This window comes from Nocardia sp. CWNU-33 (assembly GCF_046764895.1).
In the GTDB taxonomy this organism is placed as follows: Bacteria; Actinomycetota; Actinomycetes; order Mycobacteriales; family Mycobacteriaceae; genus Nocardia.
The window spans coordinates 45,735-58,531 of the sequence record NZ_JBKOQN010000005.1 but is presented as its reverse complement, the minus strand read 5'-3'; the positions used below and the strand labels follow the sequence as shown (position 1 = coordinate 58,531).

10 protein-coding genes are annotated in these 12,797 nt (G+C 62.2%); 5 read left to right on the top strand and 5 right to left on the bottom strand.

The window, feature by feature from the left end; genetic code table 11:
- The first annotated feature begins 37 nt into the window (after positions 1-37).
- Positions 38-883, top strand: coding sequence for a YbaB/EbfC family nucleoid-associated protein (locus ACLMAL_RS08035; protein ID WP_411998499.1), 846 nt, complete (start codon positions 38-40; stop codon positions 881-883).
- 568 nt (positions 884-1,451) lie between these two features.
- Here the strand turns inward: ACLMAL_RS08035 and ACLMAL_RS08030 are convergent.
- Complete coding sequence (locus ACLMAL_RS08030; RefSeq protein WP_411998498.1) at positions 1,452-1,982, bottom strand: hypothetical protein; 531 nt, start codon at positions 1,980-1,982, stop codon at positions 1,452-1,454.
- A gap of 210 nt (positions 1,983-2,192) precedes the next feature.
- On the opposite strand from ACLMAL_RS08030, the gene ACLMAL_RS08025 reads away from it, so the two are divergent.
- Together ACLMAL_RS08025 and ACLMAL_RS08020 are read left to right on the top strand one after the other, a co-directional pair.
- Complete coding sequence (locus ACLMAL_RS08025; RefSeq protein WP_411998497.1) at positions 2,193-2,390, top strand: hypothetical protein; 198 nt, start codon at positions 2,193-2,195, stop codon at positions 2,388-2,390.
- 3 nt (positions 2,391-2,393) lie between these two features.
- Positions 2,394-2,681: a BolA/IbaG family iron-sulfur metabolism protein gene (locus tag ACLMAL_RS08020; RefSeq protein WP_411998496.1), complete on the top strand. Its 288-nt coding sequence runs from the start codon at positions 2,394-2,396 to the stop codon at positions 2,679-2,681.
- A 285-nt stretch (positions 2,682-2,966) separates the two neighbouring features.
- Here the strand turns inward: ACLMAL_RS08020 and ACLMAL_RS08015 are convergent, their stop codons facing one another.
- Positions 2,967-3,341 (bottom strand): hypothetical protein, encoded by a 375-nt coding sequence (locus tag ACLMAL_RS08015; protein ID WP_411998495.1) that lies wholly within the window; start codon positions 3,339-3,341, stop codon positions 2,967-2,969.
- 1,105 nt (positions 3,342-4,446) lie between these two features.
- On the opposite strand from ACLMAL_RS08015, the gene ACLMAL_RS08010 reads away from it, so the two are divergent.
- Positions 4,447-4,857, top strand: a complete 411-nt coding sequence (locus ACLMAL_RS08010; RefSeq protein WP_411998494.1) for a hypothetical protein — start codon at positions 4,447-4,449, stop codon at positions 4,855-4,857.
- The gene (locus ACLMAL_RS08005) at positions 4,854-8,558 is read left to right on the top strand and encodes an AAA domain-containing protein (RefSeq protein ID WP_411998493.1); all 3,705 of its coding nucleotides are present in this window, start codon (positions 4,854-4,856) and stop codon (positions 8,556-8,558) included. The genes ACLMAL_RS08010 and ACLMAL_RS08005 overlap by 4 nt, the downstream gene beginning before the upstream one ends.
- A gap of 12 nt (positions 8,559-8,570) precedes the next feature.
- Here ACLMAL_RS08005 and ACLMAL_RS08000 read toward each other — a convergent pair whose 3' ends face one another.
- From ACLMAL_RS08000 to ACLMAL_RS07990, 3 genes are read right to left on the bottom strand one after another with little or no spacing between them, the layout of a single operon-like run.
- Positions 8,571-10,430: a hypothetical protein gene (locus ACLMAL_RS08000; protein ID WP_411998492.1), complete on the bottom strand. Its 1,860-nt coding sequence runs from the start codon at positions 10,428-10,430 to the stop codon at positions 8,571-8,573.
- The gene (locus tag ACLMAL_RS07995; RefSeq protein ID WP_411998491.1) at positions 10,427-11,143 is read right to left on the bottom strand and encodes a protein phosphatase 2C domain-containing protein; all 717 of its coding nucleotides are present in this window, start codon (positions 11,141-11,143) and stop codon (positions 10,427-10,429) included. The genes ACLMAL_RS08000 and ACLMAL_RS07995 overlap by 4 nt, the downstream gene beginning before the upstream one ends.
- A complete protein-coding gene (locus tag ACLMAL_RS07990) occupies positions 11,143-12,045 on the bottom strand; it encodes a VWA domain-containing protein (RefSeq protein WP_411998490.1) in 903 nt (300 codons plus the stop codon). Before ACLMAL_RS07990 ends, ACLMAL_RS07995 begins: the two co-directional genes overlap by 1 nt.
- Between the last annotated feature and the right edge of the window lie 752 nt (positions 12,046-12,797).

Sequence of the window (12,797 nt, the reverse complement as noted above, 5' to 3'; positions counted from 1 at the left end):
CCATCGACGGCAACAGATACGGGTGCGGGAGTGTGACGTGGACGAGTTCAACCCCCAGGCTCTGCTGGCCGAGATCGATCGGCGGGAGGCCGAACTGGAAGAGGCAAACAGACAACTGTCCTCTATCTCCGCCACAGCACAATCCCAGGACGGCTTGGTCGAAGTCGTGGTCAGTGCGACCGGAGCGGTGAAGACAGTGCGCCTCGCTCCAGAAGTCTTTCGCCGTAGCAGTCCGCAATACCTCGCTGGCTCGCTGGTAGCGGCCATCCAGCAAGCCACCCGCAATGTAGCTCCGTCCAGAAAACAGGCGACGGCGCCGAGCGACGCGATCCGCAGAGACTTCTCGGACCTGGCGAAGGCGAACCCGGAACTGTCGCCCGCAACCCTGATTCCTGCACCACGTCCTGACGCCCTTCGTGCGGAGGTCGGCGGCCACGGGACTTCGAACGACCGGACGATCCGAGCAACGGTGAATTCGATGGGAATCGTTACCGCCATTGATATTTCGCCGAGCGTCTTTCGTGGAAGCACCGTCATGCGGTTGGAGACTGCGATCGTTCAGGCGACGCAAAGAGCGGCGCGTGCACTGTTCGAATCCCGATCCGATGCACTGGAGCCAGACCTTCGAGAATCCGAGACGGCGCCACAGGCCCCCGATCTGGATGCGCTCTACCCGGTTCCCGCCGCAGTCGAACCTCCTGCGCCCCCGACACATACGTTCACGCCCGAACCACCACAGCCCCGGCCCGCTCCTGCGGGTCCCACTGACCACGTCATTCCAGGAACACGCAAGCCTAATCGGGATGCGCTATACACCCCGCATGATCTAGACGACGAGGACGACTACTACCAGCACCACCGAAAGAGCGGGTGGTTGGTCTGACCACCGAGAAGGGGTTTCTGGGCCTGGACCGTCATCGTCACCGCCCCCGCTCGATCTGCTCGTGGCCCGGATTCTAGATATTGGTCTACTGCGGGTTCTGGCGGATCCGCAACGACACGGTCTGGAACCGCCGTGTCACACGTGCCCGCCAAGAACTGAACGACCAGGCCGCCACATAGCGGTAGCGATCTTCAGCCTTTGAACAAGTGCCCCACTCGGTTTCCAAGTGGGGCACCGGTCCGACAACACTCCCTACCGCCGACCTGACCGCCGAAATCAATTGAGATGTGAACCCTCATCGGCAACCAGAGCGGCGACCTGCCTGCTCGTTTTCTTACCTCGCCCCAAAGGGAAGGGGTCGCCGTAGTACTCGCCGAAAATCGGGCGGATATCGGAGTGACCGCTATCGGTCGTGACGCCGGGTCCAAAGAGGCCCCGCCGATAGATCACCCGTACCAGGAGATATGCCGAACTTCGTTGGATTCTCGGCGATTACTACCGGAACCCCGATTTCTCGCAGATGCTCCTCAACCCCTGCCCAGTTGGCCGCTATTTCACCTGCCCATGATCACGGCTGGCCGGCGGCGAACGCCTGTACGGCTTCGAGGAACTCCGGGCCGCCCAGGACGTATCCGCCAACGGTTCCACCGATCAGCGCACCCACGGGGATGCTGATCCCCCATATCAGAGGCATACACGCCCCGAGGAGACCGCCCACGAGGGCACCGCCGACGACGCCAGGCAGGTTCTTGTTGATCTGCTCTTTGAGCCGATCGTAGGAGCTGATGTCGTTCAGTTGCGCAATATCTTCCGCCGTCGGGGTCGGTGTCACCGCCGCTCCGTCGCCGGACCCGAGCACCACCGTACCGTTCTGCGCGATCTCGAACTTGCCATTCTCGACGGTGGGGATAGTGACCTTGTCGACTGGCGAAACGGTGATCTGGTAATTGATTCCGTGATCCACACCGGAAGTCGTGTCCCCCGCACTCACCGCAGTCGGCTGCTCCGTTACGGCCAACTCTGCATGGGCGGTTGCCGCACTGATACCCACGGCCGAGATGGCCATAAAAACGGCAGCAGTGATTTTCTCGAACTTCATTCTTCGAATCCCTCCACTCAACTGCCCCTGATGGGCGGACCGAGTCAGACCTTAGGCGGTAAGGACTTCGGCTCCGTCAGGCTGGCCGGAGGACGCGCTGTAGCGTCACGCCAGACCCCTTAATGTGAACTATGTTAGCGAACATTGTTCACATTCCGGCTCGGGCGGTGTCAACTATGTTCGCGAACAGAGTTGTGGCATCCTGACGGCATGACCGAGGAAGCCGACCACGGCGCCGCGATCCGCGCCGCGCGGGAGCACTACAACAAGGCGCGCGCGGAACTCTTCGCGAAGATCCGCGCCGCCCTACTGGACGACGTCGGCCCGTCCGCCATCGCCCGCGACAGCGGATTCACCCGCGAGTACGTCGCCAAGATCCGTGACGGCAAAGGCCCGAAGGGCGTATAGACGGTGAGCACCAGCGAATCCCAGTGGCCCGACCACGGTCTATGTCTCAGCGAGTTCGAAGCGAAGCTTCGAACCAGGTTGTCGCTCCAGGAAGTGCAGGTCTCGGGCACTCCCAACCAGTTCGTTGTGATTGCGGTCGGCGAGGTGTTCGCGGGCATGAGCCGCGTGCAACGCCAGCTGGCGGTGCAGACAGCGCTGGCGGAGTACATCTCCGATGGAGATGTTTGCGCTGTAGCGGTACAGGCTTACTCACCGACCGAGTGGGCGGAGGTCAGCTCGCCACCATCGTGAATCGTCGATTCTCACGCGCAGTCCCATCAGCGCCCCGCGAACCGACTCGGACTCCGGCGGTTCCCTGGTCCACCGATTCTTCCGGCAGAAACACAAAAACCCGCTGGTCAGCGGGTGTTTGTGGGGCGGGTTGGGCTCGAACCCACGACCAATGGATTATGAGATCAAAAACTGCGAACAGTGTTCTGACCTGGCAATATACTGGTCAGCCGCGACCTAAAAGCAAAATACATTGCTGTCGTCGCGCGGCCTATTGATCTTGATTGCTTGGCCGGTGGCACAGATTCAATCTGCCGGAGGGACGAAGACAGCTTCAGTCCGGAGGGACGAAGACAGCTTCAGTAAGGAAACACTGAATGTTGAGCTAACCGTGCCCATCGCGTCACCGTGTGAGGATCGCCACTCCACCCCCGACAAGGGGGTCCCCATGGGTTTGGCCTCGATCACGCCGACGACCTTCTTGTCGACGTAGAGCAGATAGTCGGCGCGGCCGTGTCCCCGTGCCATGACGGCCTCGCGCACGGCGACCCCCTGCGCGGCGAACAGATTGAGCTCACACCGGTCCTGCACCACCCAGCCTGCGGCGACGAGCTGGGAGTCGATCAGCACCCGGGCACGCTGTTCCGCGGCTAGACGCTGGTCCGCGGGATTGTCACTCATACCTGTTGAAGATATAGGAGGACAACGACATCCAAGCGTGATCGAACCTCGGCAGCCGATGATTCCCGGATGGCCTGGCATTGGTGTAGCGAGCCAACCGCCCGTACGGGGCAGGTCATCGTCCGGCAGCGAGTGCCACGCCATCTCCAATTTCTTAGATCCGGATTCCCGCAGGCTCGCACCAAATGTCTCAATCCCAGATAGCCGATGCTGAATCGCGTCCGCCTCCAGCCTGCATCGCGCTCGAGCAGCGCGGCGGTCGAGGGCACGGCCTGAATTGGATTACGTGGCCAGCTTCCGGCCACCGCTCGTGTCATGACCCTCCATCTATCAGTCCAGAATCCCGAGAAGTTCTTCGGCAGCGGCCGCAGAGGCATTCGGCACGTCGGGCGCTGCCACGGCGCAGACCGCGATCCGGGGTGGACGCGCACGCACGGATGGAATCGTCGGCGCGGGCACACGGACAATCTTCGTTCTCGTTGCACGGGGCACTGGTCTCGTTCATCGGCTTCCTATCGCGCTGGTCGACCCGTCTCGCGCGGCAGCACGATAGCGGGAGGGCCGGAAGACGGAGCGGGTCGTGAGCCCGCTGCCACATATCCTTCTCGATGCAAGTGACCGCCATAGGAGACGGAAATCCCTCGCAGACAACAGGTTTTGTAGACCCTGCAGGACCTAGTAGCAGCTCGGCACGGCGTCAGCTTCTGCATCTATCGTGCACGAACTGGTATCGAGTGTCGCAGCGCGGCGTAGTGGTGCCCGGGTCGGGTTGCGGTCGAATGCCTCCGGTGAAAAGAGACGGCCTCATAGCCAGCGTCTCGGCGCAACAACAGCTCCACATACGCGCCGCGGAGTCATGGCATCGTCAGGAACTCCGGGTTGGCCAAGACTTACGGACGAGCCCATCCTTCGGCGTGGGCATGGCGGTCATTGCCAGGGAGGGCGTTGGCGATCTTCAAAGTGGGGTCGTCGTACGTTCGCGGCTCCGGCACTCGCCAGCAATCGCCACTCCACGACCTTGATTCCTGCAAGTACTCGCGGTAACACGAAATACGTTGGGCAGCAATGCATAATGAAATGCAACACCGACGGAGGAGGGGGCCCGATGGACCGCGACGACTGGCGGATCACGGTTCAGGTCGGAGGTGACACGCTCCGCCGGGAGCGCCTCACGCGAGACCTACGCCAGCGGCTGTGCGCGACCGACGGGATCGATGCGGGCTTTGTCGAACATCCCCCATCACGAACCGACGGGCACAAAGGGGTGTCCGACCCCGAACTCATGCTGTGGGCCGGCGTCGGCGTAGCGTCGGTGAATGCCGCCGCTCGGGTGTTGATCGCCGCGATCACGCAGTGGTGCGGGCAGGACCGGCACAAGAAGGTGCAACTCGAGTTCAACGGCAACTCGGTCGTGTTGACAGGCAAGCCCGATGATCGTCAGATCCACCTTGTGGAGTTGTTCTCCGAGCAGATCACGAAAGCCCCGGACGATCGCCCGGAGGACTCGGATCAGTGACGAGACTTCCCCGCCGTAGAGCGCTGCTGATCGGTAACGAGACCTACGCCGACCATCGTTTTGAGCCGCTTCCATCGGTTCAGACCGACATCTGGCAGTTGGAGCAGGTGCTGTCGCATAACCAGATCGGCGGGTTCTGGCCGGTAATCCGGCGCGCGGATCTCACCGCCGAGCAGATGTGCGCCGAGATCGCTGAGTTCTTCGACGGATGCGAGGAGAATGAGCTTGCCCTGCTGTATGTATCCGGCCACGGTGACCGACTTGTTCAATCCAGTGGGGAGTTTCACTTCATAGCGACCGACACCGATTACGACAGAATTGCGGATACGGCGGTCGGCTCCGGATTCGTCAACGACCACTTGGAGTTGTGCGCCGCGCCGCAGAAGATCGTGATGATCGACAGCTGTCTCAGCGGCGGATTCGCACTCGGATTCCGCACAGCCGAGCCGGAGCTTCCGGAGCCCGCGGCGAAGGGACGGGCCGAGACCAGTGGTCATTCCCCGTTGGAAAGTCGCGGCGTGTATGTGCTGTCGTCGTCACGGGCGGGCGAGCTATCACGTGCTGGCACGGGCACCCCGGATGGTCCTGAGCCGTCGGCGTTCACCGGCGTGGTGGTCGAGGCATTGCGCACCGGCAAGGTCGGCAAGGACGGCACGGGTCAGGTTTCGGTCCAGGACTTGTTCGAGTACACAAACCGGTATATGCGTGCCCATACATCGCAGGTACCGGTGCTGTCTGCCAACGGCGTGGACGATCGGATCATCCTGGCTTCGTGCCCGCAAGGCCCCGCCCCCGCTCTGGCTCCCCTGTCAGCGCGGCCCGCTCAGTCGGCGCTGACCGCGAAAGCCGCCAGTTCACTACAACCGTCGTGGTCGAACGTGCTGGACTATTACCGACGATGCCTGCAGACGGACCAGTATCAGATACCGTGGCTTTCGGTCGATGACGATGGAACCTCTTACGTTTGTTTGTCGGGTGTCGAACGCATCCTCTGCGGGGACGTCGATGCCGATCACCGCATCGCCGTGCCGAGCGAAGCCGCCGACCTGGTGACCAAGGCCGCCCAAGCCGACGACGAATTGTGGGCTGGTTACCCCGCGATGGTGGTCAAGCCGCGCGATAGGCGAAGAACCGCCCTCCCGCATCGCTTCGCGCCGTTGCTGATTCGCCGCGTCGAGCTGATAGAGGTCGACGGTGAACGTCGGCTGCAACCCACCGGTGACATCCTCGCCCATCCGGCTCTCGCGGAGGAACGTCTGGGTGAGGAAGAGGCCGCCATGTTCAATGAGACCTATCGTCCCGGCTGGCATGCCCGACAGCACGATCGCATGGGGATCGAAGCACGAAAGATCGCCGACGAGTTCGACCTCGGGTGCGTCCAAGAGCCTCGTCCGGATCAGCTTTTCGATCACATCGATGTGGATACCCCGCAAGACGGTGGGCGCAATGCTGCGATCCTGTTCCGTGTCGCAAGTAGTCCAGGCGCGACCGGCAAGTTGTTGAAGGACTTCGCCGACATCGAAACCCGATGTGACGCCATCCGCGGTACCGCGCTCGCCGCGCTGTCCCCGAATCCGGCGGAGCGCACCGAGCCTGCCCTGGAATGCGACCCCGCGACGGTCCGGGTGGTGACTCCGCTGTCGTGTAACGAGGCCCAGGACGCGGTGATCCGCTCGGCCATGACTCGGCGCCTCACCGTCGCGACAGGTCCGCCGGGAACCGGCAAGAGCCAGCTGGTCGCAAACCTGGTTGCGACCGCCGTCGCCAACGGGCAGTCGGTGCTGGTGGCCTCCACCAATAACAAAGCGGTGGACGAGGTGTTCAAGCGCTGCCGCGACGTTGTCCCGAGCAGTGTCATCCGGACCGGGAACGTCGACAGTCGCAGCCTGGAAACACAAGGGCTGGAGGAACTGAAGAATACCCCGACACCCGGAACAAACGTCGAGACCGCAGCGATGCACCTGCACAGCGCGAACGAATCCCTGCGCGAATGGCGGGATGTGTTGGCACACAAGGCAACCTGCGAACGCACACTTTTACAAGCCGGACAGGACCGAGAGAAGTATGCCGCCGATCTCGGCTCGACGGCGCCTGAGCTCATCGAACACCTGTCTCATGTGCACCCGCGCACCGTGGCAACCCGGGCGTCCAAGGCCGAGCATGCTCGATTCTTCGGTGAGCTGCGTCGGAAATGGCTGCTGAAGCGCTGGGACATCAGTATCGATACTCAGCTCACCGCCGATATTTGCGCAGCGCTCGCTGGCTTCGGTAACGCCGAAGACACGTGGCTCAGTTGTCGCACGGATCTGTCGAAACTGCCGAACGATGCCGATCTTTCGGCAAACTTCATCGATAGCGAATCGGCAGTGCGCTCGGAGTCGAAATCGCTGTTCTCAGCGACCGTGCGCGCACTGGCCTACGGAGGCAGACCGCGCATCGCCGAACTGCTCCGAAATCTCCGCACCCGTGACGAGTGGAAGACCACCCGCGCTGCATTGCCATCTATTCGTGCGTGGGCGGTGACAACTCTTTCCGCACGCCGCTTCCCGCCCGATCCGGCATTGTTCGATCTCGTGGTGGTGGACGAGGCCAGCCAGTGCGCCATCCCACATGTGCTACCGCTGCTATTCCGCGCCCGCCGAGCACTGATCATCGGCGACCCGATGCAGCTCGAACACATCGCCGATATCACCACCGACGACGAAGCCAGGGCACGCAACGGCGCGGGCATCGACTCGACGTGGGTCGAACACCACCGGCTCTCGTATCGACGACACTCCACATTCCGCGCTGCGGAACGGGCCATCGGCCGAACGCTACTGCTGGACGAGCACTTCCGATGCCATCCACGCATCGCGACAGTGGCCAACGACCTGTTCTACGACGACAAGCTGACCGTCATGACCGATGTGCGCGGGCGACCGGCACTGCCCCGCCCGGCGGTCATCTGGGTAAAGACGGACGGGCGCGCCGAGCACCCCCGGTCCAACCGATCCTGGATAAATACGGCGGAAGTCGCGAAAGTGCGTGAATGCGTTGCCTTCTTGTTCGAATCCGGCGGACTGTCGGCGACCGCCACGGTCGGTGTCGTCACGCCGTTCAGGGCTCAGACAGACACGATCCAGGCCGCGATCGGCAGAGACTACCCCGACGTCGAGGTCGGTACCGTCCACACATTCCAGGGTGGCGAACGCGACGTCATGATCTTCTCACTCGTCGCCGGCCGCACCATGCCCAAACGCTCCATCAATCGGATCGACAACCAGCTCAACCTGTGGAACGTCGCCATCACACGCGCTCGATCACATCTGATCGTCGTTGGTGACAAGAGCCTCTGGCAGGAACGCCGAGTCGCCGGTGCCCTGCTCGAGGCGGCCGAACCCACGGGCGAGTACGGGCAAACGATCGGGGCGGCCCCAGATCCGTTGCTACACCGCCTGTTCCAATTGCTTGATGGACCGACCGCGAAAGCCGTACTGGGAGAGGTCATCTGCGGCTATCGCACCGACGTGGTTGTCAACAGCGACGACGGCGGCAAGGCCGCCTATGTGCTGGATCGCGGTCCGGTGCCAGACGCCGATCCGGCTCGACACCTACGACTGATGCTGCGCAGCGCGCAGCTACGCCATGATCCGGACAACGGAATCACCGCGGTAAGACAACCTGCGTGGACACTGTTCGACACCCCGAGGCCGACCTGATGATGCTACCGCCTAGGCCAGTAACGCAAGGGCGAGACCAGCGACAACCGCGATCAACATGATCAGGATGAACACGCGACGCCGGTTCCCTCGAATTGGCGGACGAGCCGATGCCGTGGGTGGTTGCGATAGCCGGAACGCGAAGTAGTCCCGCCGGTATTGCGGCGGAACCGGGGGAGGCTGATTCGCGATCGGCGGCATGGAGGTTCCTGGGGACCTGACCGGCGGGATATTTTCCCGTGGGTTGCGTGACCGGCCTGGCGGCGGGCGATTCTCGGCTGGCGGCGTTTGCGACGGAGCGGACCGATTTGCCTGCGGAGCGGCAGGTGGCGAAGAGGGCGCCCAGTCTCGATACCGCCTGTCCAGCAGCGTATTACGGGCAAATTCACGGTCGACTTCTCGTTGTGGTTTTGAAGCAGGCTGCGCAGGTGGAGAAGTCGAAGGCGTTGCCGGAACCGATGTTCCGTCTCTGCCAACTTGCGGTGACTGGACGGAATCCGCTGTGACCGGCGGTAACTCACATAGTTCGTCCTCCGCCGGCCGACGCTGCGATTCGCGCAGATACTCGTCGAACTGCGCATCATCGAGTATCTGCAGGAACTGGGCATGCTCGAGAACAATCTGCGGTGTCCACATCTTCGCCGAGTATTTGCCCAAATACCGGGTGACAACGCCCTCGACTGCGACCCGCTTGCCCTTCAATGCGAGATAGTCGCCGTACTGCCCGCTCCGTCCGAATTTGTCGTACAGGCCATCAGCAACCTCATCGAAACCGACGATTGTGAAATCGCCCTGTTGCCAGACGCCAAGATTGATGAGCGCTATCGATCCATCTTGCAGCAACTTCGTCGACACGACCGTTCCGAACACAGTGACAACCGCGCCCTCGAGGGACCGAATTTCCTCCGCGTCAGCACCGGCAACGACCAGTCCTGCGTCGGCTTGACGAGGTCCGATGGTTACCGCGACTGGCGCTCCGCGTAGCGCACCGCCGATATCCGTGTACCCCGATGTACAGGCGTCCCGGAACCTGCGCACACGATCGCCCAACTCATCGATGCGCAGTAGCTCCGCGAACACCTGGGAGTTCTCGGGATCGGCGAAGTCCGTGGCTTTGAACAGTAGGTTCTCACCGGTTCCGCCGAATGTGTCCCACAAATGCGGCTGCCGGGCCAGAGCCGACAGCGACAAGTCGATCGCCTCGGCAGCAAACAGGTCCAGTACCGGATCGTAATGCCTACCGCGGTCGGGATGCTGGTAGTTGCGGTGACCTTGTTCGATCGAGCCGAGTTCGGCGAGTTCCGGAAGATACATCCCGTCGTAGTCGACCAGCCAGATCCCTAGATCGGGCCGGACCAGTATATTCCCGTGCTGTAAATCCCCGTGGGCTACATTGTTCCGCTGCAACGTGTTGACCGCGGAACGAATCGCGGCCTGGACGGTCTCCAGCTCGCCGTGGTCGGGATGTACGGTATCAACCCAGTCTGCGAGCCATACTCCTAGCGATGTCCCCTCGACCCAACGCATCCGCACGGTCGGGAATGTATTGCTGCCCACAATGATTCCATCGGACTGGTACTGCACGGGCACCAAGAAGTCCAGAAGTGGGTTGGCCATGATGAATTCGCCGATGCGGCGGTAACGCTGCGGTAGTTGCCGGTCGCCGCGATCATTCTTGTGGAAACACCGTACCGCCCACCGCTGTCCACCGTTGCGGATCTCGAACGTCGCCGCGAAACCGCCCGAGGCGATTTTCGGCATGCCGAACCGGTCCTCTCGCGGTGCGCCGGTGGACAATTCGGGATCGTGAGCGAAAGCGATGTGCGGATTCTGCACGGCCAGTTGATATTGCAGCAGGGAGGGCAGTCTCACAGCGCCACCACGCAGATCGTCGTGTCGTCATTGTCCAGGCCGCGGCGCAGGCGAGCGTCCGCGACCCATTCGCTGAATGCATCATTAGATTCGACGCGGCACTCGTCGATGTCGAGCTTTTCACTCATCTCGTAGTGACGCAGGAAATACTTCGCGAGTGCGTCGGTGGCAAGGATGAGGACATCGCCTGGCTGGTATCGACTTTCACACCGCCACAACGCAGTACGGAAGGTCTCGTCCCCGGCTGTCGCCTTTACTAGTGGAGGATAGGACCCGAACTGTCGCCAGTCCTCGAGTGGCCCCGCACTCAGCAGTTCACCACGGCGAACATGCAGGACACAGGAATCCCCCACCGCCGTCGCGACATAGCATCCGTGCAGCACGTCGATCTCCACCCCCACGAACGCAGCCGCAGCAGGACGACAGTCCAGCTTCATCGTCGCATGCCACGGTAACCCTGGACGGTAGACCGCACTACGCCATTGCTCGCGCAGCCTAGCGAGTTCTCGGGCTTCGAACACACCCACTGATGTGGGCCAAGTCCGTACGAACGCCGCCACAAGGATCTCCGCCCACACCTCCGGCCGCGCGGCATCTGTCGCTCCATCGGCAACCGCGAACCGATACCGCCCGGCGGCAGCGCGATCCTCGTTCTCGTCGTCATCACGGCCGTCTTTGGCAACCGACCCCAACAAGGCCGAGATCACCGCCATCAAGCATTCTCTCCGTCTGGGCCATCATCGTCCGACTCGTCGTCGCGACCCTCGGTCAGCTCCCCGAGACCAGTTGGCGTGACCGAGCGGGTACCGATATCGAGAAAGTCGATCACGGTCGCCGCATCCGCGTTGTACAGGAACCCACGCGCACCTGGCTGCACGGCATAGCCCATCGCGGAGGCCGCGTCGAGCAGCGACGGCGGCAGCTCACTCGACAGCTCGTACAGCATCGCCGCATTCGGATCAGTCAACCCTCCAGCAGAATTCGGGAACCGCACCGGTTGACTCGGCGTCCCGGACAGATGCAGGTTGAACACCAGCACCTGGCCGTCATCTGTACCCAGCTCGCGAATACGGTTCACGACATCGCGCGGCTCACCGTCGGTGCTCATGCCGTCAGTTACATTTATGACGATCGGCGGAAAGCTCTCCGGATGCGCGGCACACCACGACTCGACCACCGGCTCGATCGCAGTGAAGGCCGCCACCATCGGAGTCGCGCCGTTCGCCGCCGGGTCCACCCAAATCGGCATCTGCTGCTGTACCGAAACCACCCCGCCAGCGCCATCAGGCACCCGCCGCGTCACCGTGTCCACCCGCAGCGGGTTATCCGCCACCTGTTCAACAGACACAACAAGATGACCAGCATCACTTCCGTGCAGGACCGGCCCCACCTCGCTCCCGTAACCGAGAACACCGAGCTCGAAGTAGCCGTACACCCGCTCATCACCGCGGCTGCACAACAACACCGCATTGCCCAGCAGGTTGTTGACCGCAGCAGCGAGCGCCGCCGACTTGGACTGCCCCGTCTCCGCCCAGAGCTCCAGCATCGAGTACGACTGATCGATCGCAAGCAACAGCAGCGCCGGTTGTTTCCGGTTGATCTCTGCCGAATACATTCAGAACCTTCTCTCCCCAAACTGACCGGTTCCACCCACCCCGAGCACCTTGTGGATGGCTCGATACCTCCCCGCCAGCAGTACGGGTGACGATGAGGCACTCCACGCAGAGTACGTGCCATGACCAATGTTTGGACAGCGACTATCCGAAACTGCGTTCAGTACAACGCTATTAGTCGAGCGATATTCGACACTGATTGATGCTGAACAGGTTTCATCGCCGGTCGCACCAGATAGAACATCGATCGCTGCGCCAACCATCCGAGACCGTCCACACTGAGAGGTAAACCCTGATCACTGCTCTCGGAGCTATGCGTCCCAGACGGTCGGAGGTAATCCGAACAGTAGGCAGCGCCTGGAAGCTACCGGGCTGAAGTCTCGACGTTGGTCGACGCCATGCTCCTGCGGTCGCCCGGAGCCAGGTGGCCACAGGAGTAAACAGTCAGCTGTATGGGGATCGAGGAACGGTCGCCGCGACCTTCAGCGTTCGCGGTCGGCCCGGACGTAGGGAGGGAAGCGCTACGAGACTCGGGCGCTCGCTCTGTCCGCTGGATTGGCCGCCTCCGGCGTGGGGGGTCATTGCACGCCCGAACATGTAAGTGGTCAACTCGTTGACCGAAAGGCCGAAGGCCCGAGCGATCTCACGTGTCTGCATGCCTTCGGAGCAAAGCGCGTTGATCACCTTGCTCATTACTTGGGATTGTTCGTGGGTCAGCGTAGAGCCTGGTTCCGCGGTACGGAAACCGCGCTGG

Excerpts from the sequence above, each read along its gene's own strand:
- ACLMAL_RS08025 (WP_411998497.1), top strand. The coding sequence starts at position 2,193 with ATGACCGAGGAAGCCGACCACGGCGCCGCGATCCGCGCCGCGCGGGAG.
- ACLMAL_RS07990 (WP_411998490.1), bottom strand. The coding sequence starts at position 12,045 with ATGTATTCGGCAGAGATCAACCGGAAACAACCGGCGCTGCTGTTGCTT.
- ACLMAL_RS08015 (WP_411998495.1), bottom strand. The coding sequence starts at position 3,341 with ATGAGTGACAATCCCGCGGACCAGCGTCTAGCCGCGGAACAGCGTGCC.
- ACLMAL_RS08010 (WP_411998494.1), top strand. The coding sequence starts at position 4,447 with ATGGACCGCGACGACTGGCGGATCACGGTTCAGGTCGGAGGTGACACG.
- ACLMAL_RS08030 (WP_411998498.1), bottom strand. The coding sequence starts at position 1,982 with ATGAAGTTCGAGAAAATCACTGCTGCCGTTTTTATGGCCATCTCGGCC.
- ACLMAL_RS07995 (WP_411998491.1), bottom strand. The coding sequence starts at position 11,143 with ATGGCGGTGATCTCGGCCTTGTTGGGGTCGGTTGCCAAAGACGGCCGT.